The organism is Streptomyces sp. NPDC001348, assembly GCF_053597535.1.
In genome coordinates this window covers 125270-152116 of the sequence record NZ_JBSFIK010000020.1, presented here as the reverse complement: position 1 = coordinate 152116, position 26847 = coordinate 125270, and the positions used below count along the sequence as shown (strand labels likewise).

Annotated in this window: 29 protein-coding genes; 15 read left to right on the top strand and 14 right to left on the bottom strand. The window is 70.8% G+C overall.

Features of this window, described 5'->3' with window-relative positions; genetic code table 11:
• Positions 1-8: 8 nt before the first annotated feature.
• Both ACWC21_RS22130 and ACWC21_RS22125 read left to right on the top strand, forming a co-directional pair.
• The gene (locus ACWC21_RS22130; protein WP_450884359.1) at positions 9-185 is read left to right on the top strand and encodes a winged helix-turn-helix domain-containing protein; all 177 of its coding nucleotides are present in this window, start codon (positions 9-11) and stop codon (positions 183-185) included.
• Positions 110-715 (top strand): IS630 family transposase, encoded by a 606-nt coding sequence (locus tag ACWC21_RS22125; protein WP_450884339.1) that lies wholly within the window; start codon positions 110-112, stop codon positions 713-715. Before ACWC21_RS22130 ends, ACWC21_RS22125 begins: the two co-directional genes overlap by 76 nt.
• Before the next feature lie 437 nt (positions 716-1152).
• Here the strand turns inward: ACWC21_RS22125 and ACWC21_RS22120 are convergent, their stop codons facing one another.
• Both ACWC21_RS22120 and ACWC21_RS22115 read right to left on the bottom strand, forming a co-directional pair.
• Positions 1153-1341, bottom strand: a complete 189-nt coding sequence (locus ACWC21_RS22120; RefSeq protein ID WP_450884337.1) for a DUF397 domain-containing protein — start codon at positions 1339-1341, stop codon at positions 1153-1155.
• A gap of 13 nt (positions 1342-1354) precedes the next feature.
• Entirely contained in the window at positions 1355-2209 is an 855-nt protein-coding gene (locus ACWC21_RS22115) for a helix-turn-helix domain-containing protein (protein ID WP_450884335.1), read from the bottom strand.
• Between the two features lie 348 nt (positions 2210-2557).
• On the opposite strand from ACWC21_RS22115, the gene ACWC21_RS22110 reads away from it, so the two are divergent.
• From ACWC21_RS22110 to ACWC21_RS22100, 3 genes are all read left to right on the top strand, one after another.
• The gene (locus ACWC21_RS22110; protein WP_450884333.1) at positions 2558-2899 is read left to right on the top strand and encodes an ATP-binding protein; all 342 of its coding nucleotides are present in this window, start codon (positions 2558-2560) and stop codon (positions 2897-2899) included.
• A gap of 163 nt (positions 2900-3062) precedes the next feature.
• Positions 3063-3350 carry a hypothetical protein gene (locus ACWC21_RS22105; RefSeq protein ID WP_450884331.1) on the top strand — a complete coding sequence of 96 codons (288 nt, stop codon included), beginning with the start codon at positions 3063-3065 and terminating at the stop codon, positions 3348-3350.
• A 42-nt stretch (positions 3351-3392) separates the two neighbouring features.
• Complete coding sequence (locus tag ACWC21_RS22100; protein ID WP_450884329.1) at positions 3393-4133, top strand: class I SAM-dependent DNA methyltransferase; 741 nt, start codon at positions 3393-3395, stop codon at positions 4131-4133.
• Positions 4134-4227: 94 nt separating this feature from the next.
• Here the strand turns inward: ACWC21_RS22100 and ACWC21_RS22095 are convergent, their stop codons facing one another.
• From ACWC21_RS22095 to ACWC21_RS22075, 5 genes are all read right to left on the bottom strand, one after another.
• Entirely contained in the window at positions 4228-5001 is a 774-nt protein-coding gene (locus ACWC21_RS22095; protein WP_389149855.1) for a succinate dehydrogenase iron-sulfur subunit, read from the bottom strand.
• A complete protein-coding gene (sdhA, locus tag ACWC21_RS22090) occupies positions 5001-6755 on the bottom strand; it encodes a succinate dehydrogenase flavoprotein subunit (RefSeq protein WP_450884326.1) in 1755 nt (584 codons plus the stop codon). Before sdhA ends, ACWC21_RS22095 begins: the two co-directional genes overlap by 1 nt.
• Before the next feature lie 19 nt (positions 6756-6774).
• On the bottom strand, positions 6775-7257 hold the full coding sequence (locus ACWC21_RS22085; protein WP_450884324.1) for a succinate dehydrogenase hydrophobic membrane anchor subunit: 483 nt from the start codon (positions 7255-7257) through the stop codon (positions 6775-6777).
• A gap of 5 nt (positions 7258-7262) precedes the next feature.
• A complete protein-coding gene (gene sdhC, locus ACWC21_RS22080) occupies positions 7263-7643 on the bottom strand; it encodes a succinate dehydrogenase, cytochrome b556 subunit (RefSeq protein WP_388791843.1) in 381 nt (126 codons plus the stop codon).
• A 179-nt stretch (positions 7644-7822) separates the two neighbouring features.
• Positions 7823-8428, bottom strand: a complete 606-nt coding sequence (locus ACWC21_RS22075) for a 2-oxo-4-hydroxy-4-carboxy-5-ureidoimidazoline decarboxylase (RefSeq protein WP_450884322.1) — start codon at positions 8426-8428, stop codon at positions 7823-7825.
• 191 nt (positions 8429-8619) lie between these two features.
• On the opposite strand from ACWC21_RS22075, the gene ACWC21_RS22070 reads away from it, so the two are divergent.
• The 3 genes from ACWC21_RS22070 (at position 8620) to ACWC21_RS22060 (ending at position 11756) form a co-directional block, all read left to right on the top strand.
• On the top strand, positions 8620-10233 hold the full coding sequence (locus tag ACWC21_RS22070) for a beta-N-acetylhexosaminidase (RefSeq protein ID WP_450884357.1): 1614 nt from the start codon (positions 8620-8622) through the stop codon (positions 10231-10233).
• Between the two features lie 115 nt (positions 10234-10348).
• A complete protein-coding gene (locus ACWC21_RS22065; protein ID WP_450884320.1) occupies positions 10349-11125 on the top strand; it encodes a DUF4328 domain-containing protein in 777 nt (258 codons plus the stop codon).
• A gap of 76 nt (positions 11126-11201) precedes the next feature.
• Entirely contained in the window at positions 11202-11756 is a 555-nt protein-coding gene (locus ACWC21_RS22060) for a hypothetical protein (RefSeq protein WP_450884318.1), read from the top strand.
• A gap of 53 nt (positions 11757-11809) precedes the next feature.
• On the opposite strand, the gene ACWC21_RS22055 is transcribed toward ACWC21_RS22060, so the two are convergent.
• On the bottom strand, positions 11810-12250 hold the full coding sequence (locus ACWC21_RS22055) for a DUF1877 family protein (protein WP_450884316.1): 441 nt from the start codon (positions 12248-12250) through the stop codon (positions 11810-11812).
• A 237-nt stretch (positions 12251-12487) separates the two neighbouring features.
• On the opposite strand from ACWC21_RS22055, the gene ACWC21_RS22050 reads away from it, so the two are divergent.
• The 3 genes from ACWC21_RS22050 (at position 12488) to ACWC21_RS22040 (ending at position 14891) form a co-directional block, all read left to right on the top strand.
• Positions 12488-12886: a hypothetical protein gene (locus tag ACWC21_RS22050; protein ID WP_450884314.1), complete on the top strand. Its 399-nt coding sequence runs from the start codon at positions 12488-12490 to the stop codon at positions 12884-12886.
• A gap of 287 nt (positions 12887-13173) precedes the next feature.
• The gene (locus tag ACWC21_RS22045; protein ID WP_450884355.1) at positions 13174-13836 is read left to right on the top strand and encodes an RNA polymerase sigma factor; all 663 of its coding nucleotides are present in this window, start codon (positions 13174-13176) and stop codon (positions 13834-13836) included.
• Positions 13836-14891, top strand: a complete 1056-nt coding sequence (locus ACWC21_RS22040) for a hypothetical protein (RefSeq protein ID WP_450884312.1) — start codon at positions 13836-13838, stop codon at positions 14889-14891. Before ACWC21_RS22045 ends, ACWC21_RS22040 begins: the two co-directional genes overlap by 1 nt.
• Before the next feature lie 228 nt (positions 14892-15119).
• Here ACWC21_RS22040 and ACWC21_RS22035 read toward each other — a convergent pair whose 3' ends face one another.
• Positions 15120-15962, bottom strand: coding sequence for a L,D-transpeptidase family protein (locus tag ACWC21_RS22035; RefSeq protein WP_450884310.1), 843 nt, complete (start codon positions 15960-15962; stop codon positions 15120-15122).
• An 83-nt stretch (positions 15963-16045) separates the two neighbouring features.
• Here ACWC21_RS22035 and ACWC21_RS22030 point away from each other — a divergent pair, with 83 nt between their 5' ends.
• Together ACWC21_RS22030 and ACWC21_RS22025 are read left to right on the top strand one after the other, a co-directional pair.
• Positions 16046-17626 carry an acyl-CoA mutase large subunit family protein gene (locus tag ACWC21_RS22030; RefSeq protein WP_450884308.1) on the top strand — a complete coding sequence of 527 codons (1581 nt, stop codon included), beginning with the start codon at positions 16046-16048 and terminating at the stop codon, positions 17624-17626.
• Positions 17627-17725: 99 nt separating this feature from the next.
• Positions 17726-18307, top strand: coding sequence for a Uma2 family endonuclease (locus ACWC21_RS22025; protein ID WP_450884353.1), 582 nt, complete (start codon positions 17726-17728; stop codon positions 18305-18307).
• Here the strand turns inward: ACWC21_RS22025 and ACWC21_RS22020 are convergent, their stop codons facing one another.
• The gene (locus ACWC21_RS22020; protein ID WP_450884306.1) at positions 18308-19684 is read right to left on the bottom strand and encodes an FAD-dependent oxidoreductase; all 1377 of its coding nucleotides are present in this window, start codon (positions 19682-19684) and stop codon (positions 18308-18310) included.
• 70 nt (positions 19685-19754) lie between these two features.
• Here ACWC21_RS22020 and ACWC21_RS22015 point away from each other — a divergent pair, with 70 nt between their 5' ends.
• Positions 19755-20405 (top strand): TetR/AcrR family transcriptional regulator C-terminal domain-containing protein, encoded by a 651-nt coding sequence (locus ACWC21_RS22015; protein ID WP_450884304.1) that lies wholly within the window; start codon positions 19755-19757, stop codon positions 20403-20405.
• Positions 20406-20410: 5 nt separating this feature from the next.
• Here ACWC21_RS22015 and ACWC21_RS22010 read toward each other — a convergent pair whose 3' ends face one another.
• The 4 genes from ACWC21_RS22010 to ACWC21_RS21995 form a co-directional block, all read right to left on the bottom strand.
• Positions 20411-21328, bottom strand: coding sequence for a class I SAM-dependent methyltransferase (locus ACWC21_RS22010; protein ID WP_450884302.1), 918 nt, complete (start codon positions 21326-21328; stop codon positions 20411-20413).
• A gap of 104 nt (positions 21329-21432) precedes the next feature.
• Positions 21433-22596, bottom strand: coding sequence for an acyltransferase family protein (locus ACWC21_RS22005; protein ID WP_450884300.1), 1164 nt, complete (start codon positions 22594-22596; stop codon positions 21433-21435).
• 348 nt (positions 22597-22944) lie between these two features.
• Complete coding sequence (locus ACWC21_RS22000; protein WP_450884298.1) at positions 22945-24276, bottom strand: alpha-2,8-polysialyltransferase family protein; 1332 nt, start codon at positions 24274-24276, stop codon at positions 22945-22947.
• A complete protein-coding gene (locus tag ACWC21_RS21995) occupies positions 24276-25262 on the bottom strand; it encodes a glycosyltransferase family 2 protein (protein WP_450884296.1) in 987 nt (328 codons plus the stop codon). The genes ACWC21_RS22000 and ACWC21_RS21995 overlap by 1 nt, the downstream gene beginning before the upstream one ends.
• 198 nt (positions 25263-25460) lie before the next feature.
• Here ACWC21_RS21995 and ACWC21_RS21990 point away from each other — a divergent pair, with 198 nt between their 5' ends.
• Complete coding sequence (locus ACWC21_RS21990; RefSeq protein WP_450884294.1) at positions 25461-26831, top strand: DUF6716 putative glycosyltransferase; 1371 nt, start codon at positions 25461-25463, stop codon at positions 26829-26831.
• The last annotated feature ends 16 nt before the right edge of the window (positions 26832-26847 follow it).

The window sequence follows — 26847 nt, the reverse complement described above, 5'->3', positions numbered from 1 at the left end:
CGCGTGGGGTGTCGTATCTGCTGCACCGGCTTGGCTGGTCACCGCAGGTCCCCGCGCACAGAGCCGTCGAACGCGATGAGCAGGCAGTGGCCAGGCGGCGGACGGAGCAGTGGTCACGGGCAAGAGGACGGCCCAGCTCCTGGGCGCGTGGATCGTCTTCGAGGACGAAGCCGGACAGGACCTGAAGCCCGGCAAGGGCCGCACGTGGTCAAGGCGGGGCAGGACGCCGCTGGTCAAAGTGGTGGGCAAGGGTTCAGGACGGGTCCTGATGGCCGGCATGATCTGCGTCCGGCAGGGCCGCGAGACCCGTCTGATCTACCGGACCCAGACGTACCGGGGCCGTACCGGCGAGAAGAAGGGCTTCCGGGCCCGCGAGTTCGCGGACCTGTTGACCTCTGCTCGTCGGCAGCTCGGTGATGTCCCGCTGATCGTGGTCTGGGACAATGCCAGCACCCATCACGCCAAGCCCTTGCGGGAGTTCTGCGAGCGCAACAGCGACTGGCTGACCATCGTCAAGCCCCCGCCCTACGCGCCCGACCTCAACCCCGTCGAAGGCGTCTGGGCCCACCTGAAGAAGCCCCTGGCCAACCTCGCACCCCGCTCGATCGAAGACCTCACCCCGCTCGTGAAGAACCGCTTACGCAGCATCCAACGCCGCCCCGGAGTACTCGACGGCTTCATCGCCGGAACCGGACTGGCACTGGAGCCTCCGTAACGCTGTCACCCCACCGTTTCAACCTCAGCGTCAGTGTTGCCGTCAACGGCTTGGTCCCGGCTGAGTAGTTGCGACCGGGCCTCCGCATGAGTCCAGCCAGAGCGGGGTGGGTCCCTCCTCGGTCGGTCAGCTTCGCCGACCAGGGTTCTTCAGGGGCCGCCAAGGCTCACGTCGTGACGCTTGCGCTTGGCCTTGGCGGCCCCTGGAGGTTCCTGGTACGCCTCCGGTGGCCGGCCGAGGAGGGACCCACCCCGCGACCCACCATTCCGCACCACAATGCACCCGAGACCGAGGCCAAGGACGGGGGCCGGCAGTTGGTGATTGGCGGACATGGGCGCGCGCAAGCGCGGTGACCTGGGCTTTTGCCGTCTTTACTGGCCCATGTCTGCCAATTGCTCCGTGACTGTGACTGCAGAGGCAGTGTGGCGAGCCGGGGCTCAGGAGGAGCGGTCCGAGTGCAGGGCGGCTATCAGGGCGCCGAGTTGGCGGGGGCCGGTGGTGAGGATGGTTTCCGGGGTGTCGCTTTCGCGGAGGAGGATGGTGCCGGTGGGGGTCGTGGCGACGTAGAGGCAGGCGGAGGCCTCCTGGCTGTACGTGGACTTCTGCCAGTGCGGTCGATCGGGCACGGAGGTTTTCCCTTCAGAGGTCTTTGGCCAGTTGGGCGATGAAGTCTCGGGACTTCGCCGAGGGCAGTGCGGCTTGCTGAAGGCGGTCCAGGATCAGACGGTAGCGCTCCAACTGCGCTGGGGAGTCGATGAGTTCGGCGCCATGATCGGTGTCGAGCTGGACGGTGTCGAGCTGCGTCACTGGGCCGTGGAAGTAGTCGATGCCTTGGCCGGAAGTGTGGAAGGGGCCGTTGTCGAACGGGATCACGGTGATGGTGAGGTGGTCCAACTCCCCGATGGCATTGAGGTGCTCTAGCTGCGCCCTGACGGTGGCGCGGTCGCCGACACGCATGCGAAGGGCGGCTTCGTGGATGATCGCCGCGTAGGGCGGGGGTTGTTCGCGGTGGAGGATCTCCTGGCGCTTGATGCGGTGGGAGACGCGGTGTTCGATCTCGTGCGGCTTCAGGGGCGGCACCGTGTGGCTGAACAGGGCTCGGGCGTGGTCGACGGTCTGCAGAAGCCCCGGGATGTTGATGACGTGCGCGACGCGTAGCTCCGTGGCGTGGTGTTCGACTTCGGTGAGGTCCAGCATGCGAGGCGAGAGGACATCCCGGTACTCCTCCCACCAGCCGCGCCGGCGTTCGCCGGTGAGCGCGGCGAGGGCCTCGATCAAGGGCTCGTCGGTGCAGTCGTAATAGTGAGCGATGGTGCGCACACGGTCGGTGCTCACCCCGTAGCGCCCGGCCTCGATATTGCTGACGCGTGATTGCGTCGCGCCGATGAGCGCGGCGGCCTGCGTGGCGGACAGGTCGGCTCGCTCGCGCAGTCTGCGTAGCTCGACACCCAGTCGGCGGCGCCGGGCGGTGGGGAGGGGGCTTGGCTGCGGCATGACTTGGTTCCCGTTCGTACGTGTGGTGTGCGGGTCACCCACACGAAGGTAATAGGGACTGCATTCCCTCGCTTTCGTGGAATGTAGTCCATAAACGCTCTACGGTGAGACCCGCCCCGCTCAACCACCCCCGCCGACAAGCCGGAAGCGCACCGCGCTGCGCCCGATCGCGCGCGGCATGACACCGCGCGGCCAGGGCGTCGAGCGAACCGAGTTCCCCCACCACAGGAGGCGTTCATGGCCACCGTATCCCCGCCCGAGTGCGAAGCACCCCCAACTTGGGCGTACGCCCTCCAACTGCCCCACGACGCCCGCGCCGCCCGTATCGCCCGGGTCACCCTCCGGGCCGTGCTCGCCGGACACGGCATGGCGCAACTCCTGGAGCCGGCGGAGCTCTTGGCGTCGGAACTGGTCACCAACGCCTACCGGCACTCCACCGGACCCGCGACCCTGCGCCTGCGCGGGTTCGGCGGCAGCCGTCTGCGAGTGAGCGTCTGGGACACGAACCCCCATATCCCGCAGCCCTTCGACAAACGGCCGGACCGCCGGGTCCACCCCGTTCCGGCGGACGCCACCAGTGGGCGCGGGCTGTTCCTCGTGTGCCACTACGCGGACACGTGGGGCGGTTATCCGCTCGGAGACGATCTGTTCGGGCGGGGCGGGAAGCTGTTGTGGTGCGAGGTCTCGTGACGCCGGCGTCGGGCATGCGCCAGACTGGCCGGTCGTGGCAGGGATGACGAGTGGGGTGGAGGCGGCCTTGGCCGAGGCGTCGTCTCCTTCGTGGAGGCGACGTGCTCGTGCCGGACGTGACCTTGCTGCCTCCGCTGACGTTCCTGAGGTCGCGGAAACGCTGATGGCGCTGCTGCTGGACGCCGAGGACACGGCGGTGACCCGGCAGACGGCAGAGGCCCTGGCCCGGGTGGGAACCGAGGCCGCCATGAGGCTCATCGCCCGCGCGGTCGCCGAGGCGGACGACAACCAGGCCGACTGGCTGCAGACGGGGGTGCACGACGCGCTCATGGGACCGGGCGGTGCGCCGGATGTCGCAGTGGTCTGCGGGAGGCTCGGCCGGGACCCGGACGAAGCTGTCCGTCGGGGTGCCGCGGATATCTCGGCATGGGCATGCCGTGGAGGACGGTAAATCCGTCGACAGCGCCCCTCGCGCCAGGCAGAGTGGGCGCCCGTGACGAGTAGTGAGCTGTGGACACGGGCGATGGCCGACCGCTACGACGCCGAGGAGACCGAGTTGTCCTCGGCCGCCGTCCTCGGGCCGACCCTCGACTTCCTCGCCGAGCTCGCCGGAGACGGCCGGGCACTGGAGTTCGCCATCGGGACCGGACGCGTGGGCGTCCCGCTCCGGGAGCGGGGCGTGCCGGTGGCGGGCATCGAACTGTCCGAGCACATGGCAGCCGTCCTGCGGCGCAAGGTCGACGAGGAGACGCTCCCGGTGGTCATCGGGGACATGGCCACGACGGTCGTACCCGGCGAGTTCACTCTGGTCTATCTCGTCTACAACACCATCTCCAACCTGCTCACGCAGGACGAGCAGGTCGAGTGCTTCCGCAACGCCGCACGCCACCTGGGGCCCGGAGGGCGATTCGTCATCGAGGTGGGCGTGCCACCGCTGCGGTTCCTGCCTCCCGGCCAGGTCGCGGTGCCGTTCGACGTCTCCGAGGGCCACCTCGGCTTCGACACCTTCGACCTGGTCGAGCAGGTCCTCGTCTCGCACCACCTCACCCGCGACGGCGACGACGGTGGCTACCGCCGCGACAGCTCCCGGCACCGGTACGCCTGGCCGGCGGAGCTCGACCTGATGGCCCGGATCGCCGGGCTCGAGCTGGAACGCCGGGTCGCGGACTGGGACGGGGCACCGTTCACCGACGACTCCGGGAAGCACATCTCCGTGTGGCGCAAGCCGGCCTGAGGCAGGCAGCAGGCAGCAGGCAGCGAGTGGCGAAGGCCCCGCCCCCCGGCGAACAGCGGGGAGCGGGGCCTTCGACGCACGTGCCGGGCGTGCCTCAGTAACGGCGCGTGATCAGCGCGCGCTTGACCTCGGCGATCGCCTTCGTGACCTCGATGCCGCGCGGGCAGGCGTCCGTGCAGTTGAAGGTCGTGCGGCAGCGCCATACGCCGTCGCGGTCGTTGAGGATCTCCAGGCGCTGCTCGCCGGCCTCGTCACGCGAGTCGAAGATGAAGCGGTGCGCGTTGACGATGGCCGCCGGGCCGAAGTACTGGCCGTCGTTCCAGAAGACCGGGCAGGACGACGTGCAGGCGGCGCACAGGATGCACTTCGTGGTGTCGTCGAAGCGCTCGCGGTCCTCGGCGGACTGCAGCCGCTCGCGCGTGGGCTCGTTCGTGTCCTTCGTGATGAGGAAGGGCATGACGTCCCGGTACGCCTGGAAGAACGGCTCCATGTCCACGACCAGGTCCTTCAGGACCGTGAGGCCCTTGATGGGCTCGATCGTGATCGGCTTCTCGGGGTTGATGTCCTTGATCAGCGTCTTGCACGCCAGGCGGTTCTTGCCGTTGATCCGCATGGCGTCGGAGCCGCAGATGCCGTGCGCGCAGGAACGGCGGAACGTCAGCGTGCCGTCGATGTCCCACTTGATCTTGTGGAGACCGTCGAGGACGCGCTCCTTCGGGTCGATCTCCAGCTGGAAGTCTTCCCAGGTCGCCTCGGCCGAGACCTCGGAGTTGAAGCGACGGACGCGGAAGGTGACCGTGATGTACGGGGAGTCGGCGAAGCCGGGCTCGGGGGCCGCGTCCGCCTTGTCCAGGGTCGGGGTTGCCATCAGTACTTACGCTCCATCGGCTGGTAGCGGGTCTGGACGACCGGCTTGTAGTCCAGGCGGACGGTCTCGCTGCCGTCGTCGCCCACCTCGCGGTACGCCATGGTGTGGCGCATGAAGTTGACGTCGTCGCGGTTGGGGTAGTCCTCGCGGTAGTGACCGCCGCGCGACTCCTTGCGGGCCAGGGCGGACACCGCCATGACCTCGGCCAGGTCCAGCAGGTTGCCCAGCTCGATGGCCTCCAGCAGGTCCGTGTTGAACCGCTTGCCCTTGTCCTGGATCGCCACGTTCCTGTAGCGCTCGCGCAGCTCGGCGATCTTCTCGACGGCCGTCTTGATCGTCTGCTCGGTGCGGAACACCATGACGTTGGCGTCCATGGTCTCCTGCAGCTCACGGCGCAGGACCGAGACCCGCTCGCTGCCCGTGGAGGAGCGCAGCCGCTCGATCTGCTCGACGACCAGGGACTCGGGGTTCTCCGGCAGCTCGACGAAGTCGGCCTTCTGGCTGTACTCCGCCGCCGCGATGCCCGCCCGCTTGCCGAACACGTTGATGTCCAGCAGCGAGTTCGTACCGAGGCGGTTGGCGCCGTGCACCGAGACGCAGGCCACCTCGCCGGCCGCGTACAGGCCCGGGACGACGGTGGTGTTGTCGCTGAGGACCTCACCCTCGACGTTCGTCGGGATGCCGCCCATCGCGTAGTGCGCGGTGGGCTGGATCGGGATCGGGTCCGTGTACGGCTCGATGCCCAGGTAGGTGCGCGCGAACTCGGTGATGTCCGGGAGCTTGGCGTCCAGCTGCTCCGGCGGGAGGTGGGTGAGGTCCAGGTAGACGTGGTCGCCCTCGGGACCGCAGCCCCGGCCCTCGCGGATCTCCGTGTAGATCGACCTCGACACCACGTCGCGGGAGGCGAGGTCCTTCATCACCGGCGCGTACTTCTCCATGAAGCGCTCGCCGTCCTTGTTGCGGAGGATGCCGCCCTCACCACGGGCGCCCTCCGTCAGCAGGATGCCCATGCGCCAGATGCCGGTCGGGTGGAACTGGAAGAACTCCATGTCCTCCAGCGGCAGGCCACGGCGGTAGACCGCGGCCTGGCCGTCACCGGTCAGCGTGTGCGCGTTGGACGTCACCTTGAAGAACTTGCCGCAGCCGCCGGACGCGTAGATCACGGCCTTCGCCTGGAAGACGTGGATCTCGCCGGTCGCCAGCTCGTACGCGACCACGCCCGCCGACTTCTTGACGCCGCCGACCTCGGTGATCAGCTGGTCCAGGACGTAGAACTCGTTGAAGAACTCCACGCCCTCCTTCACGCAGTTCTGGTACAGCGTCTGGAGGATCATGTGGCCGGTGCGGTCGGCCGCGTAGCAGGACCGGCGGACCGGGGCCTCGCCGTGGTTGCGGCTGTGACCGCCGAAGCGGCGCTGGTCGATGGTGCCGTTCGGGGTGCGGTTGAACGGCAGGCCCATCTTCTCCAGGTCGAGGACCGAGTCGATGGCCTCCTTCGCCAGGATCTCGGCGGCGTCCTGGTCGACCAGGTAGTCACCGCCCTTGACCGTGTCGAAGGTGTGCCACTCCCAGTTGTCCTCCTCCACGTTGGCCAGCGCGGCGGCCATGCCGCCCTGCGCGGCGCCCGTGTGGGAGCGGGTGGGGTAGAGCTTGGTCAGCACGGCGGTGCGGCTGCGCTTCGTGGACTCGATGGCCGCGCGCATGCCCGCGCCACCGGCGCCGACGATGACGGTGTCGTACTTGTGGATCTTCATGATTCTCGCAGCCCCGTGCCTAGCGGATGTTCGGGTCGAAGGTGAAGATCACCAGCGTGCCCAGCAGGATGGTGAACACCGTGGCGGTGTAGAGCAGGCCCTTCAGCCACAGCCGGGTGTTCGCGCGCTCCGCGTAGTCGTTGATGACCGTGCGCAGGCCGTTGGCGCCGTGCAGCATGGCGAGCCACAGCATCAGCAGGTCCCAGACCTGCCAGAACGGGGACGCCCAGCGGCCGGCCACGAAGGCGAAGCCGATCTTGGAGACGCCGCCGTCCAGCACCAGCTGGATCAGCAGGTGGCCGATGACCAGGACGACCAGCACGATGCCGGACAGCCGCATGAACAGCCAGGCGGCGAGCTCGAAGTTGCCCCTGGTGGACTTCGGGGTCTTCTTGGTGCGCTTGCGCGGGGCCTCGATGAAGGGGGCCGGGTTGTCGACGCTGTAGAGCGAGCCGCCCTCGACGGGGCCGATCCCGGAAGCGGTCTTTTCAGTGGTGGACATGCGCCTCAGCTCCCGAACAGGACACGAGCGGCGTGGCCGAGGACCGGGTAGATCGCGCCGGCCATCAGGACGACCCAGACACCTACGACGGTCCACAGCATCTGCTTCTGGTAGCGCGGGCCCTTCGACCAGAAGTCGACGGCGATGACGCGCAGGCCGTTGAGCGCGTGGAAGAGGATGGCGGCGACGAGGCCGTACTCCAGCACGGCGACGATCGGCGTCTTGTACGTGGCTACGACCTTGTCGTAGTCCTCGGGGGAGACACGCACGAGAGCGGTGTCCAGCACGTGAACGAACAGGAAGAAGAAGATGAGGACGCCGGTGACTCGGTGAGCCACCCAGGACCACATTCCTTCCCGGCCGCGGTACAGCGTTCCAGCCGGCACGGAAGAACCCTCCGGGAGCGGGGACTAGGGCCGCGCCGGCTTCGGTGTCGGTCGGGCCCGGCCGGGTACGGTCCACCGGCCCCCAGCATCGTAGCGAGACGCTTGCGCTGGGCTTAGCGGGGGGTTGCCTGTGTGATCAAACTGGCATCTAAAGGTGCACGTACGGGCTATTTAGGCGGCTACGAGGGTGGGGTGGCCTGTTGATTTCCGGGTGCGGCGCCGTTGCGGCTGGTCGCGCCCCTGAGGTGAGTGACCAGTCTGCCCCTTGCAAGGCGTCGCAGTTCCTCTGCCGCCACGACGCGTTCGTCGTCCGGATCGTTTGCCAAACGTGACCGGATGCCCTCGAGGATGCGGTCAAGGGCTTCCTCCGCGGAGGTGTCACCCAGATAGATGACGAACACGTGTCCGAAGCGGGCCTCGTAGGCGGCGTGGGCGGCGCTCAGAGCTGTGTGGGCGGCTGAATACGTTCCCTGTGGCAGCTCCGGCAGGCATTCCGCCGCCAACGCCTCCGAGATCTCGCCCGGTGTCAGGTCGTACGCCGCCTCGTCCGCCGCGGCCAGGAGGGAGTCGAGGTCCGGGTAGGGGCGGTGGGCGGCGATACGGCGGGCCCAGTGGACGCTGCGCAGGCAGCCCAGGAGGGCGCTGTGGACCTCGTCCGCGGGCGCGGTGTTGAAACCCTCGACCGCGGTGGCGGACGGCGGGGTGCGGGGCTGCTCCGGGAGCGCCGGTATGGCCACTCGGGCGGAGGGGTACGGGTGCGCAGGCAGCGTGGGTCCTCGCGTCACATGTGGTCTGTCTGGGGATCTTGTGAAGAGCTGTGTCGTCACGTTATCGAGAGTGGTCATGCCATGTCCGTCGGATGTCCGGATTTCACTCGGACGGGAGAGTTTCGGAGCGTGTGGATGACGTGTGGCCGGCGCCCCGGCCGTAGGTTGGGACGGTGAGTCAGCACAGGCGCCGGGCGTCGGCGCGGAACGTGGGGAGGAAGCGGGCGGTGGCCGTCGCGGCCTTCGTCGGCACGGTCGGGCTCGGTGTGGGGGTGGGGGTCTGGGCCTGGGCGGACGACGGCGGGCCGGCGACCTCGGCACAGCGGTCCGCGGACCCCGGGGCGAACCCGGCGGGCCCCGCGTCGCCGAAGCCGAGCCCCACGCCCAGCCGCTCCTACCCGCTCTCCCAGGCGCCCCGCACGATTCCCGCCGTACGGTCCCACACTCCCGCCCGCGGCCCCGGCTGGCGTCCGGCGCACGGCGAGCGCGTGGTGGTGAGCGACGCCGACCTGACCGACGAGGGCAAGCTGATCGCCCGGGAGCTGGGCCTGTCGTACGCGGGCGAGCGGGACGACGTGCGCGCCGGGGACGTGCGGCTGGCGCTGAACGACGACGAGGGCGCGAACCCGGAGTCGTACACCATGACCGTGCGCGGCGGCCGAGTGAACATAAGCGGGCCCGCGGACGCGGGGGTCTTCTACGGCACACGCACCCTCAAGCAGGAGGTGCACGGCGGCGGCACCGCCCCGGAGGGGGTGGTGCGGGACCAGCCGGACAAGCCGCGGCGCGGGTTCAACCTGGACATCGCCCGCAAGCCCTACACCGCCTCCTGGATCGAGGACCGGGTCAAGGAGCTCGGCGACCTGAAGTTCAACGAGCTGGGGCTGCACTTCTCCGACGACCAGGGCTTCCGTATCGAGTCCACCACCCACCCCGAGGTCGTCTCCAAGGACCATCTGACCAAGGCCCAGGTCAAGCGGATCGTCGATCTGGCGGCCGGCCGGCACATCACGGTCGTTCCCGAGATCGACTCGCCCGGACACCTCGGCGCCGTCATCGCCGCCCACCCCGACCTGCAGCTGCGCAACGCGCGGGGCATCCCCACGCGCGGCGCGGTCGACATCTCCAAGGACGCCGCCGCCACGATCGTGGACGACCTCCTCGACGAGTACGCCGACCTGTTCCCCGGCTCCCAGTGGAACCTCGGCGGCGACGAGTACCAGGCCCTGACCGTGGCCGACCCGCAGGCCTCCTACCCGCAGCTGGCCGCCGCCGCCCGGCAGGCCTACGGTCCCGGCGGAACCGTCTCCGACCTCGCCACCGGCTGGCTGAACGACCGCGCCGACACCGTCCGCGCCCACGACCGCACCATGCGGGTGTGGAACGACGGGTTCTTCCGGCGGACGTCCGTACCGGCCGCGAAGGACCTCCAGGTCGCGTACTGGACCGGCAAGGAGATCGGCGCCCGGCAGCCGCTGGAGTACCTGAGCGCGGGGCGGAAGGTGCTCAACTACAACGACGAGTTCCTGTACTACGTCCTCGGCGAGCCGCAGACCTTCGTCTACCCGACCGGCAAGCGGATCTACGAGCAGTGGAACCCGCGGGTCCTGCGCGGGACCACCGCCGTCCCGGCGCGCTACGACGGGCAGATCCTCGGCGGGTCCTTCGCCGTGTGGTCCGACATCGCGAACGCGCAGACCCAGGACCAGGTCGCCGCGGGCATCCGGATGCCGCTCCGGGCGACCGTGCAGAAACTGTGGAACCCCGGCAAACCGACGCTGACCTGGGCGGAGTTCCAGAAGCTGGCGAACCGCGTCGGCTGAGCACGGTCATACCAGGTGGACGTGCGGCACCCGCGAACCGTATGTTCCGCATGCCGCACGGGGGCCTCAGGGGAGAGCCGCGCCCGGCGTCTCGTCACACCTCGGGGGACCCACCATGATCTGCTCGCGCTGCCATCACTTCGCCGCCGCGCCCGGCGGCACCCTGTGCACCCGCTGCGCGGGTACGCCGGAACAGCCCGCCCCGCCGTTCCCCGGGGCGCCCGGCGCCTGGCTGCGCTCGCCGGTCGGGCTCGGCCGGGCCACCGTGGCGGCGCTGGGGCTGGTCGTCGCGACCGACCTGTTCGCGATGTACGTCGACCTGCTGCAGTACGGCATCGCGGGCGACCTCCTGGACGGCGCCCGCGGCACGGAGATCATCCGGCGCGCGCGGCACGCCGACACGCTCTACGCCCCTTCCGGCATGGCACAGACGGTGGCACTGCTGACCTGCGTCGTCGTCTACCTGTGCTGGTTCCACCGGGTCAGGGTCAACGCCGAGGTCTTCGATGCCGCCGCGCACAGCCACCAGCGCGGCTGGGCGATCGGCGCGTGGTTCGTGCCGGTGGTGAACTTCTGGATGCCGCGCCGGATCACCCTGGACATCTGGGACGCCAGCGGCCCGGCGGGCAGGCCCCGTTCGCATGCGCCGGTCAACGCCTGGTGGACGCTGTGGATCATCTCGCTCCTCGCCGACCGGGCCACCCTGCGCACCTACCGGCGGACCGACGGCGCACACGGATTGCTGGACGCCGCCCGCCTGATGCTCTTCTCCGACGCCGTCGACATCGCGGCCGCCGCCTTCGCGATCGTCGTCGTGCTGCGGCTGACCGGTATGCAGCGCCGCAAGGCCCTGGGCGGCCCCGTTCCGGTGGCCGAAACCATGCCTCTGTGACACTCCCGGGCCGTCGCACGCAGTAAGGGGAAATGCGGGCTCCGTAAAGGTCGGCGCCCTGGCGAGGGAGGATTCCATGAGCCTGGTGGAACTGATCGCTCAGGCCGACGAACGAGCGCTGGCCGCCAGTGGGCTGGCTTGTCTGGATCGGTGCGTGCCGCTGCTGGGCGGCGACGACGAGGTCCTGCGGCCGTTGTGGGGGAGCCTCGCGGACACCGGTGACTGGGCGGAGGGCCTGGAGAAGGCCCGCGCCGCGCTCGGCTCGGCCGACCCGGGGGCGGCGGTCGAGGACGCGGCCGCGGACCTCGCCCGCCGGATGCTCGACGCCGCCCCGGCCGAGTGCACCGGTGCCGAGGTGCGGGTCTGGGCCGACGCCTGCTCCGTGGCCTCCCTGCAGATCCACCGGCTGCTCGACCCGGCCGCGGACACCTCCTCGGTCGACTCCCGCCGCGAGGGCGGCACGGAGGGCATGCCCCCTCTGGTCGCCGCCGAGCTGCGCCGCCAGACGGCGGTCCTGGAACTGCTCGCCACCCACGGCACCGCCGGCCTGCGCGGCGCCCTCGAGACCTCGACCGAGGGCCGCCGCGTCCTGCGCGCGGTGGTCTCCCGGCGAGCCCGGGGGCGGGGGTAGAGGCGCAGGGCCTGCCCGGTCGGGACAGACGTGCAGGGCCTGCCCGGTAGCTCTCAGAGCAGCAGCCACTTCACGACGGCCTCGCCGGAGGCCGAGGCGCGGGCGTAGAACTCGCCGAGGTCCCGGTGTGCCGCCGCGAACGCGCCGCGGGTCTGCTCCTCGGTGGCCGGGCCGCCGTACCGGGGGAGCAGGTCCGCACGGGAGTCGTGCCACAGGGCCGCGAAATCGGCCGAGGCGAGGAAGCCGGCGACGGCCGCCGTCTCGGCCGGGGTCAGCAGCAGGAACGGGGGCATGCCGAGCTCCGAGTGGAACACCGGGCGGCCGCCGAGGACCACCTGGGCATGCGGGCCGTCCTCCGCGAGGTGCGGGGGCGAGCCCGCGTACAGCAGCTCGTGGTCCAGGTAGCGCTGGTCCAGCACCTCCTCCCGGCGCCGGTTGATCCGTCCCCGGACGGTGTCCCAGTCGTCCTGGAACAGCCGCTGCAGCGAACGCACGTCGTCTCGTAACTCCCCGGGCGGCACCGCGCGGAGGTGGAAGCACATAGTCATCGCAGAAGACAGCGCACAGCGGCGGCCGAACGTCACTCCCGGCGTAAACCTCGCTCGCGCGCAGGTCCTGTGACCGTCCTGCGGCGGAGGCGGGTCGGTGTTGGGCGCGTTGCGGGAACGGCCCCGGATCCGTGTGACGAAAGGCCCGCCGACTCCGCTTTCCCCTATGTGACTACCCAGTACGTGACTGAACGGCAGCAGACCAGGCCGCAGGCCGCGACGAAGCCCGTGCGGTGGGCGGCGGACGCGGTGGCGACGATGCGCGAGGGCGCACGGGTGCGGCTCGACTACTCGGCGCAGAGCCTGTGGCGCGTCGACCGGATGATCGAGGACATCCGGCGCGAGGGGCCTCCCGCCGAGGCGGTGCAGGACGTGCTGCGCGGCTTCGGGGCGTACGCCGGCGAGGTGCTGGTCCGGCAGGCCGGCGCCGAGTGGTGGGCGACCGGCGGCGACCACTGGATCCGCACGCCCGACGGACGTCTGTGGGACCCGATCGACGAGGCCCGGCGCTGCTTCGGCGGGCACGGGTCGCTGCGGCTGCTGTGCCGGGACGCGACGGGGGAGACCGGACGGCGGAGCTGACCCGCCGCCAGGGCAACGGCCGGAGCCGCCACCCCCCACAGGAGAGGCCCCGGCCGTCGCGCGGCACGGGCCGCGCGGCGACCCGTACTTCCTACAGCGCCTTGAGTGCGTTTTCTGTCACACCCCGCCACGGTCCACCCGCGTCACGAGTCAGTTGCATCCTGGACGGACGTGGACGAGGAGCGGTTTCAGGTCGTAACGTGCCTTTCGCGTCGTAGCGCGAATGCATGATCACTGCAACGATCGGCGGCCTCCGGGCCGCGACCATCTATCGAGGAACCAACCAGGTGCTGGGGGACGACGCGGAGCTGACCGCCGCGGTACGTGCGGCACAGGCCGGGGACGAGACCGCTTTCCGTACGGTCTACCGGGCCGTGCATCCGCGGCTGCTGGGGTACGTGCGGACGCTGGTCGGCGACCCGGACGCCGAGGACGTCGCATCCGAGGCCTGGCTGCAGATCGCCCGCGACCTGGAGCGTTTCAGCGGGGACGCGGACCGCTTCCGCGGCTGGGCCGCCCGCATCGCCCGCAACCGGGCCCTGGACCACATACGGATGCGCGGCCGCCGCCCCGCGATCGGCGGCGACGAGACCGAACTGACCGGCCGGCCCGCCGAGTCCGACACCGCGGGCGAGGCCATGGAGGCCCTGTCCACGGACAGCACCCTCTCCCTCATCGCGCGGCTCCCCCAGGACCAGGCCGAGGCGGTCGTCCTGCGCGTGGTCGTGGGCCTCGACGCCAAGACCGCCGCCGAGACCCTCGGCAAGCGCGCCGGCGCCGTTCGCACGGCCGCGCACCGCGGTCTGAAGCGGCTCGCCGAGCTGATCGGCGCGGATCCGGAATCGGCGGGCAGTCTCGAAGTGCTGCCGCCCCAGCGAGAACCGCGGGGACGCGCGGTGACGTCCGGCACTGTGACGCACACGCGTGCGCGGACGCAGAAGGACATGTGATGGCCGACGAGCACTACAGGTGGCTGAACCGCCGGACGGCGGAGCGTCTACTGCGCGGTGAGTCGCTCGAAGCCGCCGACCCCTCCGCACGCGAGCAGGCCGAACGGCTCGCCGAGGCGCTCGGCGCCCTGGCCGTCGAGGCCGCGCGGACCGAAACGGAACTTCCCGGCGAGGAAGCCGCGTTGGCCGCCTTCCGCAAGGCGCGCGAGGCCCGTGCGGACGCCGCCGCGCAGCTCGCCGCCGGTCACGGGACCGACGGGCCCGCCGACGTCGGACTGGTCCGCATCGGCGCCCGGCCGCACGCCGTACGCCGCCCCGGCTGGATCCGCCCCGTGCGCCTGGCGGTCACCGCCGCGCTGGCCGCGGGCGCGCTCGGCGGGGTCGCCATGGCCGCGGGCAGCGGGGTGCTGCCGACGCCGTTCGGCGACCACACCCCCGGCCCCGGTCCCGGCCCCGGCGCCTCGGTGTCGGCCGACGCGACCCCTCAGGGCCCGGCGGCCTCGCCTTCCCCGGAAGTCACCCGGGGCGGCACGTCCGGGCTGCTGCCGCCGAGCGGCGGTGCGCATGGCACCCCCGGCGGCACCTCCTCGCCCGGTGCCGCCCCCGACAAGTCCACGGGCGGTGCCACCGGTTCGCCCGACGTGTCCCACGGCACCGGAAACGTCTGGCACGAAGCACGCTCGGCCTGCCGTGACATCTGGGCCGGCCGGGAACTGGCGGCCGACCGCAAGCGCGCCCTGGACGGGATGGCGGGCGGCTCCGCGCGCGTGTGGAAGTACTGCAGGGGCATCCTCGCGACGACCGGGAACACGACCGGCGACGGGGACGGCCACGGCGAGGGCGGTCACGGCGAGGGCGGTCACGGTGCCCGTGACGGCGGGAGCGGGAAGGGCAACGGCGGCCGGGGCGACGACGACGGCCACAGAGGCCGGCGCGGCCACCACCGCGACGGAGGCCTCGGCACACCCACTCCGCCGGCCTTCGTCCCACTGGTGCCGCAGCACCCGGCGACCCTTCCGGTCCCGTCGCCGAGCCCGACCTACACCGCGCTCTGATCTTCGCCGATGCGCGCCCTGACCTGCGCTTTCACAGGTGGAGAAACTTTTTTGCGGTAGCGCGTAACGTTTTCGGACCCGGGTACGCAGAAGAGAGTGAGCCGACTGGTCATCGGCCGTCGCACTGAGCCGGGGTTCCCCCCGTACCCACGGCTCGTGCATCTGGCGCGGGCGGGACACGTTCCCCCGGTCCCGCCCGCGCCCCACACCTCTCCGGCAGCCTCGCGCTCACCAGTAGACGACGACCTTGTCGCCGTTCCGCACCTGCGCGAACAGATCCGCGATCGCCGCCTCGTCCCGCACGTTGACGCAGCCGTGGGATCCGCCCGCGTAACCGCGCGCGGCGAAGTCGTAGGAGTAGTGCACCGCCTGGCCCCCGCTGAAGAACATCGCGTAGGGCATGGGGGAGTCGTAGAGCGTCGACACATGGTGCCGTGACTTCCAGTAGACGTGGTACACACCCTCCCTCGTGGGGGTGTGCTGCGAGCCGAACCGCACCGCCATCGTGGACACCGTCCGCCCGTCGATCATCCAGCGCAGCGTCCGGCTGGTCTTGCTGATGCACAGCACCCGGCCGGTCAGACAGCGCGGGTCGGGTGCGGCGGCCGGCTGACCGCCCATCAGGTACAGCTCCCACTCGCCCGGTTCGCGCGTCATGCCGAGCAGCCGCCGCCAGGTGACGGCGTCGGTCTCGCCGGTCTGCGGCAGCCCGCGCTTGCGCTGGAAGCCCCTGACCGCCTGCTCGGTCAGGTCGTCGTACGTCCCCGTGGGCCCGTCGAAGAGCCAGTCGATCTGCCGCAGCCGGGCCTGCAGCTCACGGACGCCCGTACCGCTGTCGCCGCGGGTCCACAGGATGTGGGGTGGTACCGCGGGAGCGGAGGAGGGGGCGTCGGCGCTCGGTCCGGGGGTGTGCGGGGTGTCGGGGGCGGGCGACCGGCTGCCGGGGAGCTCGACGCGCACCGGCGAGCGCCGCTTGCCGTCGCCGTCCGGGGACTGCACCGTGCAGCCGCAGAGGAGGGCCAGCGCGACGGCGGGGACGAGTGCGGCGGTGACGCGTCCGATGCGGCTCATGCCCCAGATGCTTCCCAGCGTGACCGCCGCCGAACAACGGGGCATGGTGAGGAGTACCGAACGCAACTCGGAAGGCACACACCATGGCGCGTGAGTCGGAGTCGGGACTGCCGATCGAGCCGGTCTACGGGCCGGGTGACCTGGCCGGCTGGGACCCCGCCGGGAAACTGGGCGAACCCGGCGCATACCCCTTCACCAGGGGCGTGTACCCCAGCATGTACACCGGCCGGCCGTGGACGATGCGCCAGTACGCCGGTTTCGGCACGGCGGCCGAGTCCAACGCCCGCTACCGCCGGCTGATCGAACACGGCACCACGGGCCTGTCCGTCGCGTTCGACCTGCCCACCCAGATGGGCCACGACTCCGACGCGCCCCTCGCCCACGGCGAGGTCGGCAAGGTGGGCGTGGCCATCGACTCGATCGACGACATGCGGGTGCTGTTCGGCGGGATCCCGCTGGACCAGGTCTCGACCTCGATGACGATCAACGCGCCGGCGGCGCTGCTGCTGCTCCTCTACCAGCTGGTGGCGGAGGAGCAGGGCGTCTCACCCGACCGGCTCACCGGCACGATCCAGAACGACGTGCTGAAGGAGTACATCGCGCGCGGGACGTACATCTTCCCGCCGAAGCCCTCCCTGCGCCTGACCGCGGACATCTTTCGGTACTGCAGGGCCGAGATGCCCAGGTGGAACACCATCTCGATCTCCGGCTACCACATGGCCGAGGCGGGCGCCTCACCCGCGCAGGAGATCGCCTTCACCCTCGCCGACGGCATCGAGTACGTCCGAACGGCGGTCGCGGCCGGCATGGACGTCGACGACTTCGCGCCCCGGCTGTCCTTCTTCTTCGTCGCCCGTACCACGATCCTGGAGGAGGTCGCCAAGTTCCGTGCCGCGCGCCGGATCTGGGCCCGGGTGATGCGGGAGGAGTTCGGCGCGCGGGACCCGAAGTCGCTGATGCTGCGCTTCCACACCCAGACGGCGGGGGTCCAGCTGACGGCCCAGCAGCCCGAGGTGAACCTGGTCCGGGTCGCCGTCCAGGCCCTGGCGGCGGTGCTCGGCGGCACGCAGTCCCTGCACACCAACTCCTTCGACGAGGCGATCGCGCTGCCCACGGACAAGTCCGCCCGGCTCGCCCTGCGCACCCAGCAGGTGCTCGCCCACGAGACGGACGTGACCGCGACCGTCGACCCCTTCGCGGGCTCGTACGCCGTGGAGCGGATGACGGACGACGTGGAGACGGCGGCCCTGGACCTGATGCGGAGGGTCGAGGACCTCGGCGGCGCGGTGGCGGCGATCGAGCGGGGCTTCCAGAAGGAGGAGATCGAGCGCAACGCGTACCGCATCGCCCAGGAGACGGACACGGGCGAACGCGTCGTCGTCGGCGTCAACCGCTTCCAGCTCGACGAGGAGGAACCGTACGAGCCGCTCCGCGTGGACCCGGCGATCGAGGCCCGGCAGGCGGAGCGGCTCGCCCGGCTGCGGGCGGAACGGGACCAGGCGGCGGTGGACTCGGCCCTGGCCGCGCTGAAGAAGGCCGCCGAGGGGGAGGACAACGTGCTGTACCCGATGAAGGAGGCGTTGCGGGGGCGGGCGACCGTGGGGGAGGTGTGCGGGGCGCTGCGGGAGGTCTGGGGGAGTCATGTGCCTGGCGATGCGTTCTGAGCTGGGCGGTTACCTCGAATGAGTGATCGGGGGCGGAAATCGCACATCCCCGGTTACGCTCGTGGAGGGTGTTCCCGAAAGGAGGGTGCCGTGGCTGTGATGATGCAGGGTCCCGGGCCGCCGTCGCTCAGCGATGCTGCCGACCGGCTCTGGGAGGAGCTGCCCGGGCACCGGGTGGAGATCCTCAACGGGAGCATTGTTGTGACACCGCCGCCGGACGGCTCGCATCAGGAGACGCTGACCTGGCTCATCGAGGAGTTCCTGAGGATCAAGGCGCGGGAGGCCGGGCTCAGGTACGTGGGCGGGGTCGGGCTGTGGCTGCCGACCGGGCCGGATGACTATGCGGTGCCGGACTTCTCAGTTGTGGATGCCGACTACAAGGACGCCCTCGTCGAGAAGAACTGCTATGCGCCGCACGTCTTCCGCTTGGTCCTGGAAGTGACCTCTTCGAACTGGACCAACGACACCGCCACCAAGGTCGATGTCTATGCCCGGGCCAACATCCCCGCCTACCTCATCGCCGACCGCACGCACGACGAGGTGCTCCTCTACACCGGTCCGGTCGACGGCAAGTACCCCGACCCCGCCCGCTACAAGCGAGGTCAGACTGTCCCCCTGCCCGAGTCCGTGGGCGTCACCCTTGACCTCTCCGTCGACATCCTCCTCGACGGCGACGACTAGCTACCGGCACCCCACTCCCGCCAGATACTCCCCGAGCCCCGCCCCCGAGTCCCCCGCCCAGCCCACGTAACCGTCCGGCCGGACCAGGAACACACCCGGGCCGTACGACGCAGGGGCCGCCGGGAGTGCCCGCACCCCCGCCACAGGCGCCGCCTCCGCGCCGAGCAGGGTCCAGTGCGGCCCCCGGAACGCGTCGAACAGCCGCACCCCGCCCACCGTGCCGTCGGGCGCCCGGTCACCCGCGCGTACACCGGACGGAACGGCACGCCTCTCCTCGCTCAGGGACGACTCCGGGTAGCCCAGCCCGAGCTGGACCGTCGCCTTGCCCCGCCGCACCTCGCCGCGGTGCACGCCCGTCGTCAGGCCCAGCATCGCCGCGGCGTTGGGGCGGCGCTCCTCCTCGTACGTGTCGAGCAGCGCGTCGGGCGCCCCGCCCCGCAGTACCGCGCCCAGCTTCCAGCCCAGGTTGTAGGCGTCCTGGACGCTGGTGTTCAGCCCCTGCCCGCCCGCCGGCGAGTGCACGTGGGCCGCGTCCCCCGCGAGGAACACGCGGCCCACCCGGAAACGGTCCGCGAGCCCCGTCCGGGGCCGGAAGCCCGAGGCCCAGCGCAGCTCGGTGACGTCCTCGGCGTCCAGGTGGGTGTACGCGGCGACCAGCTTCCGGACGCCGTCCAGGGTCGGCTCGGGATCGGTGCCCTCCGGGAACTTCCCGGCGAGCTGGAAGTCGTCCGTGCGGGCCAGCGGGCACAGGGCGAGGCCGGTGCCGTCGGGCCCGGGGAACGTGTGCCAGTACTCCCTGCCGAGCCCCTTCAGCCGCACGTCCGCCACCAGGAATGGATTCGGGTCGACCGTCTCGCCGGCCATCCCCAGACCCACCGCCCGCCGTACCGCCGAACGCCCGCCGTCGGCCGCGACGACGTACCGCGCGCGGAGAGTCGTACCGTCGGCGAACCGCACGCTCACGCCCTCGGCGTCCTGTTCCAGCCCCGTCACCTCGCGCCCGAAGGCCACCCGCCCGCCCAGCTCCATCAGCCGCGCGTACAGGACCTCCTGCGTGCGCCACTGCGGAACCATCCACGGCTCGGTGTACGTCGCGCCCTCGTCCGCCTCCAGCGCCTCGAACATCGGCCGGTCGCCGACCCGTTCGCCGTCCTTCCAGACCGTCCGCACCGGGTAGGGGCCGCCCGCCGCACGGATCGCGTCGAGGACGCCGAGGTCCTCGAAGACCTCCAGGGTGCGGGGCTGGATCCCCTTGCCACGCGATCCCGGGAACAGCCGGTCCCCCCGCTCCACGACCAGTACGTCCACCCCGTGCCGGACCAGGTCGATGCCCAGCGTCAGTCCGGTGGGGCCCGCCCCCACGACCAGAACATCCATCGCCTATCTCCTTAACGTCGTTAAGTTCCGCTGCCGACAGCGTGCCCTTAACGGTGTTAAGCTGTCAAGCGTGAGTACGGAACGACGCGCGCCCCTGGACCGCGGACGGGTCGCGGACACGGCGCTGCGGCTGCTGAACGAGGTTGGTCTCGACGGCCTGACCCTGCGTGCCATCGCCAAGGAGCTGGACGTCAAGGCGCCCGCTCTCTACTGGCACTTCAAGGACAAGCAGGCGCTGCTGGACGAGATGGCGACGGAGATGTACCGCCGGATGGTCGCCGGTACCGCGCTCGATCCCACCGACACCTGGCAGGAGCGGCTGCGCAAGGCGAACCGGGGACTGCGCACCGCCCTGCTCGGCTACCGCGACGGCGCGAAGGTCTTCAGCGGCTCACGTTTCACGGGCGTCGACCACGGCCGCGAGATGGAGGCGGCCCTGCGCGTCCTCACGTCCGCCGGCTTCACCCTCGCGCAGGCGGTGCGGGCGGCACGGACCGCGAACGCGTACACCGTCGGCTTCGTCACCGAGGAGCAGGGCGTGCGGCCCCTCCCGGGCGAACGCCGGGAGGGCTACGACATCGAGGAACGCGCCCGCCGCCTGGCCGACTACCCGCTGGCGGCCGAGGCCGGGAAGCTGCTCTTCGACGACTACGACGAGCAGTTCGAGGAAGGCCTGGCCCTGGTCGTGGCGGGAATCGAGGCCTACTACGGCATCACGTGAGGGCCCTACCGGGCGCTCCGGGCCTGGCGCAGCGCCCGGGTGAGGACCGGCGGCAGCAGGTCCGCGGCGATGCGGCGGGCGTAGCGCCCGCGTGGCGGGGCGGTGGGGCCGGCCGGCCGGGGCTGCGCGGGGACCGCGGCCGCGGCCGGGGCGGGCTCCTCGACGTGGTGCCGGGAGGGCGGCAGTACCGGCGCCCGCATGCCCTTGGACTTGAGGCGGACGATGCGGTGCCCGGCGGCCTCCTGCACGCTGAGGTGGCAGTCCGTGCGGGCCCGGACCATGGCCAGCAGCTCCTCCTGCACCTGGCCGGGGTCGCCCCAGGTGCCGTACAGCTTCTGGCTGCTGAGGCAGATCGGCCGCAGTCCCCGGTTGAGCACGGCCTCCCAGGCGGCTATGGAGACGCCCGGCGTGTGCTCGGAGCGGAAGTCGTCCAGGACCACCAGCCCGCCGTCCACCAGCAGGTCGCGGGCGGCGCCGATGTCGCCGTACACGTGCTCGTACAGGTGCGAGGCGTCCACGTGCACGAACCGGCAGGAGCGCGGCGCCACCTCGGCCGGGACCAGGGAGCTCGGGCCGTGCAGGACGCGGGGCAGCTCGTCGTGGAAGGCGAGGTAGTTCTCCTCGAAGGCCCGCCGGGTCAGGGTGCCGTACGACTTCGTCGACTCCGCCCGGTTGGCGTCGTCGGGTGCGTCGCCCTCGAAGAGGTCGCACACGGTGAACCGCTCGCCCTCCCGCAGATGCCGCCCGGTGAAGATGGCGCTCTTGCCCAGGTACACCCCGATCTCCAGCAGGTCGCCCCGCTGCCCGGTGCTCTCCTGCCGGTCGAGGAACCAGTCGAAGAGGACCTGGTCGAGGACGGGGAACCAGCCGGGGACGTCGTCGAACGTGCGGGGCGGTCGGACCGGTCGTGATGTGGCGGGCATGGGCACTCCCTGGTTGAGCCGTGAACTGCCACACGCCTGCCCAAGGAGGGATTTCCATGCCCGGCCCCGGGTGAATTCGGGGCCAATTCCAGCGGTGGTCGCGGTTACCGCCGGACCGACGGACGGGACAGCGCCGCACGTATGCGCGGGGTCAGCGGCTTCTCCACGTACCGGTTCATCAGCCAGGCGAGGCCCAGCATGAAGGCGACCGTCAGCAGGAAGGTCCCGTAGGACGGGATGTGCAGGTCCCGGTGCAGGAACTTGATGACGACCCAGCCCAGGTGCTCGTGCACCAGGTAGAAGGGGTAGGTCAGCGCCCCGGCCACCGTCAGCCAGCGCCAGTTCGCCCACCCCAGCCAGTCGAGCGCTATCGCCGCGACCGCGATGAAGCCCAGCGTCACCACCAGGATGATGCCGAACGAGGTGCGGTGGGCGAAGGCGTGCGGGTTCGCGGCGTTCCACAGGCTCTTCACCGCATAGTGCTGCCCGATCAGCCAGCTCACCACCACGATGCCCCACGCGTAGACGTCACGCCGGTCGCGGTGGACCAGGTAGAGCCCGACGCCGCCCACGAAGAACGGCGCGTACTCCGGCATCAGCACGATGTCCAGCAGCGGCTGGTGCGCGCCCTGCGCGATCGCCGCCGCCAGTGTCCAGCCCGCGCAGAAGAAGACGACGCGCCGGCGGCTCGCCCCGGGCAGCACCACCAGCAGCGCGAACAGCGCGTAGAAGCGGACCTCCGCCCACAGCGTCCAGCACACGCCCAGCACCCGCTCCGCGCCCAGCGGCTGCTGCAGCATGGTCAGGTTCACCAGGAAGTCACTCGGCGACACCGTCTTGTAGGCGACCGCGGGCAGTGCGAACACGCCCGTGACGAGGATGATCGCCACCCAGTAGGCGGGCAGCAGCCGGGACGCGCGGGAGGCGAAGAACGACTTGAGGGGCCGCCCCCAGCCGCTCATGCAGATCACGAATCCGCTGATCACGAAAAAGATCTGGACACCGAGGCAGCCGTACGCGAAATACGTGTGCAGGGTGGGGAACTGGTGCTGCGGGCTGCTTCCCCAGGCCTTTGTGACATCGCCGTCCCGGCCGCCGTAGTGGTACGCGGCCACCATCAGCGCTGCGACCAGCCGCAGCCCGTCCAGGGCCCGTAGCCGGCCCCCGGTGGCCGGCACCACCGGGGGCGGTCCGGGCGGAGTGCCTTCCTGAACAAGTGCTGCCGAGGCGGGTTGCGACCTCGCCGTCGTCACGACCGTTTCGGTCATGCTGGTATCCCTCGCAATGCACTGAGGATCGTCAACCAAGACCATATGAGTTCACTCTGTGGGCTTCTGTTCGACAGCCGCACACTTCGCTGAGCGGTCGCCAGCGGTTCACCTGGGCGTCGCATTGGTTTCCTTCCGTTCGCCCGCGCGGCTGTCACCGCACCAGCCCTGTCTCACTCGGGCCTCAGCAACCGGGCCGCGCGATCGGCGAGTTCGTGAGCGGGCTCGTCGAGTCAGGCAGAGCCGCAGATGACAAAAGGCTCCTCGCCGTTGTGCGGTGCCGAGCACTTCACACAACGGCAAGGAGCTTCTCCGCCGGGATTCGGTGGCTGTGCGTTCTCCCGGCCCTCAGCGGCGTACCGCCTTCTGCAGGGCCTTCGCCCGGCGTACCACCCGGCGGGCGGTGGCGTTGCGGGGCAGGAAGGCCAGCCGGTCGGGGATGCCGCCGGGCAGGCCGAGGGCGGTGAGGCGCCTGCGCTTGAAGTAGCGCCGGGTGCGCGGGCCGAGGTGTGCCGAGAGGTAGCGCTCGGCCGCCGCTCGCATCCCCGGGTAGATCTGCGGCTGCATGGCGAAGCCGACCGCGGTGACCAGGTCGCCCAGGGTGTCGGCGGCGATCGGTTTCTCGTCCTTGCCGCCGGTCAGGTCCGGCACCAGCGCGTCGGCGAGGACGGCGGGGACCCGGTTGCTGTTCTGGTAGGGCGCGAGGCGGTCCAGGAGCCGCTCGGTGCCGACGCGGGCCACGGGCAGGCCGTAGAACGCGGACGCGGTGAACAGCGCGGTGGAGAAGCAGCCGACGACCAGGGCGGGCGGCGTCTGCTCGAACAGCACCTCGGCGAGCACGGGCACGTCCAGCACCGTGAGCTCCACATCCAGCTTCGCGGCCTCGGTCTCCAGGGCGCGGCTGTAGCGGGCCGGCGCGGTCGGGTGCGGCTTGAAGACGATGCGGCGGTGGCCGCGCTCGACCGCACCGCGCATCATCCGCACATGCAGGTCCTCCTCCTCGTCGACGGAGAGGATGTCCAGCGCGGACAGGTACTGGCCGAGCAGCAGCGCCGCCTCCTCGGGCAGCGCGGGCAGATCCGTGACCCGCGCCGTGAGCTCGCCCATCACCTTCAGGAACGCGGCCGTCGGCACGACCTGCGCGGGCACGTCGAACTCGGTGAGCAGCATGGGCGTCAGACCCGGCACCAGGTCCAGATGGAGCAGCCGGCGCACCCGTGTGCCGACCAGCGGATCGAGCTTGTTGCGGGTGGGGCCGTAGCTCATCAGGCCGTCGGCGTAGACGTCTATGACGGCCTCGGTGAACAGCGTGGCCACGGTCAGCGCGGGGGCGACCTGGATGGACTCCAGGACCAGCTCCACGTCGTCGTCGCCGAGGTCCCACAGCAGCCGCAGATAACGCTCGAACAGCGGGACGTCGTCCGCGCGCGGCGCCCAGGCGCCGGGGTGGAAGGGGCGGATGGCCTCGTTCCAGGAGAGGACGGAGTCGAAGTGGTCGCGCAGCGGCTCGAAGCCCGGCAGGGCGTCGACCGGCGGGGTGGTCTCCGGAGTCGCGGTGTTGTTGAAGACCAGCAGCAGACTGCGGTCCTGCTCGTCGAAGCAGCCGGAGTCGAGCGCGGCGGCCAGGGTGGCGGCGCCGTACAGGGTGGAGACGCAGAAGATCCGGGTGGTACGGGGCATCAGGCAGCCGCCTTCGCTGTGGTGATCCGGCGCCGCAGCCGCCGCAGCTTGGAGGAGCGGTCGAAGTCCATGGTGTCGAGCACGTCACCGAGCGCGTCCTGCGGCATCCGCTGGATGGCCGCCGCGCTCATCGACCGCAGCTGCTTGGCCACGGCCGGCTCCCACTTGCTCTGGTCCGACAGGTGGTGGGCGATGATCGCGCAGTAGGTGCGGACCGCCTTCGGCAGCAGCCGGTCGGCGTCCGGGTCCGCGGCCGTCTCCGCGATGACCTGGTCGAACGCGCGGATGAAGTCCAGCTGGCGGACGTCACCGATCTGCGTGAGGGAGGAGGCGACGCCGCGCCGGTAGAACACGCCCAGCAGGCTCACCACCGCGAACGAGTCCGCCTCGCGGTGCAGTTTCCAGATCCACGGCCGGTCCTCGGCCGTGCGCAGCCCGTCGGTGAAGTGCAGCAGGCCCTTGTCCAGCAGCCGGCGGTGGTAGGCACCGGCCCAGGCGTACGCGTAGTCCACCGAGGTCGACCGGTCGGCCGGCAGGATCGCGTCGCGCGGGTTCATGACGTGGCGGCGCCGCCCGTGCGGCACCCGGTGCACCGTCCGCGCGCGGGCCGTGGCCTGGACATGGTCGGTGCGGACGAAGTCGCAGCCCAACTCCTCGATCGAGGCCACCAGCCGGTCGTAGTAGCCCGGGGCCAGCCAGTCGTCGCCGTCCAGGAACGTCAGGTACTCGCCCTGCGCCGCGTCCAGGCCGGTGTTGCGCGCGGTGGCGAGTCCTCCGTTCTTCTCATGGCGGATGTAACGCACCTGCGCCACCTCGGAAAGCTCTTCGGCGGCACGCTCGAGAATCGCCGGTGTTTCGTCCTTCGAATGGTCGTCCACCAGGACGAACTCAAAATCGGGACGGGCGTTCAAACGAAGGCTTCGCAGGGTGTCCAGGGCGTATTGCTGCACGTTGTAGAACGGCACGATCACGGAAAGCTTTGGCACCCGCGAAAGCCTAGGAGGCCGCCCGGCTGAGCAACTTTCGAGTATTCGTACGGAGAGTGAACTCCGTGTGTCGGATCGGTGCATCGCGTGTACTTCCCGGGCTTCGACAAGCCAGTTGGGCTCACGGCGATGTGTTGTTAACTTTTTGTTGAGATGCGGTTGGGCCTTACCTAGGAATTGCTTCCTAGCGTCTTCGTCGTGCCACCAAGTACACCGAAGCCCACGCGAATCGCGGTACTCGCGGACTCCGACACCCGATGGAAATGGGGTGCGTTGACCGCGGTTCGTATCGCGCCGGGCCCGTCCATGGAAGCCGCAGCGCACGAGGCCGCGCAAGGGGCCCCCGCGCTCAGCGGGTTCCTGCTGCGCGGCCGGGCGACGCCGACCCCGCGCCAGCTGGCCGAGGTGGGCGTCACCGCCGACTCCCTCCGCGAGGTCACGGCCGTCGAGTTCCTGCGCGCCATGGCCGAGGAGTCGTACGACATCGTCGTGCTCGCCCTCGTCGGCGGCGGTGTGCAGGCGGTGCTGCACGGCCTCAAGCGGGTCTGGGAGGGTCGTACGCGGCGTCCCGTCGTCGTCACCGGCTACGTCGGAGTCGTCTACGAGAAGCTCGCCGACGGCCTGCTGCTCAGGCACGGCGCGGACCTCGTCCTCGCCAACTCCCGCCAGGACGCGGACCGTTTCCGGGCCGTGTACGAGGGCGTGGGCGCCGACGCCTCGGCGGTCACGGAGGTGGCGCTGCCGTTCCTCGGTGGCAGCCCGTACGAGGGCGAACACGACCCCTCTGCGAAGCAAGGGCGCAGGCCCTACACCGTGGTGTTCGCGGCCCAGCCGTCCGTGCCGGACAGCCGCAGGGACCGTACGTACCTGCTGGAGCGCCTGGTCGAGCACGCGCGCCTGCACCCCAACCGCGAAGTGCTGCTCAAACTGCGCTCCAAGCCGGGCGAGCACACCACGCACATCGAGGAGCTGCCCTACCAGAAGCTGGCGCAGCGGCTGGCACCGCCGCCCAACTTCCGCCTGGTGTACGGGAACATGGGCGAGGTCCTCGACCGCACCGACCTGCTGGTGACGATCAGCTCCACCGCCGCGCTGGAGTCCCTGCACCGCCGCATCCCGACCGTCGTCCTCACCGACCTCGGCGTCCGGGAGACCCTCGGCAACCACCACTTCGTCGGCTCCGGCTGCCTGGCCTCCTGGGACCAGCTCGACGCCGGACACCGGCCGGCGCCCGAGCCCGAATGGGTGGCCCGGCAGGGCGTCGCCGCCGACGGCGACTACGCCACCGCCTTCGACGCGGCGCGCGAGCGGATCGCCAAGCTGCTCGCCCGGCCCGGCGGCCCGGCGCCGCTGACCCCGTACTACACACCCGCGACCGCGCCCGGCTACCTGCCCGGCATCCTCGCCCGCCATCACCTCGGCCCGGACGGCAGCCCGCTGCCCGGCGCGCCCGCCGCCGACAAGGAGCCCGGACCGGTCCGGCAGATCGTCCGCCGGGCGGCGCGCGGCGCCTACCGGCACGGAGTGCAGCGGGTGGCGCCCGTCATCCGGCGGATGGGGGAGCTGTGAGTCCTCAAGGAGAAAC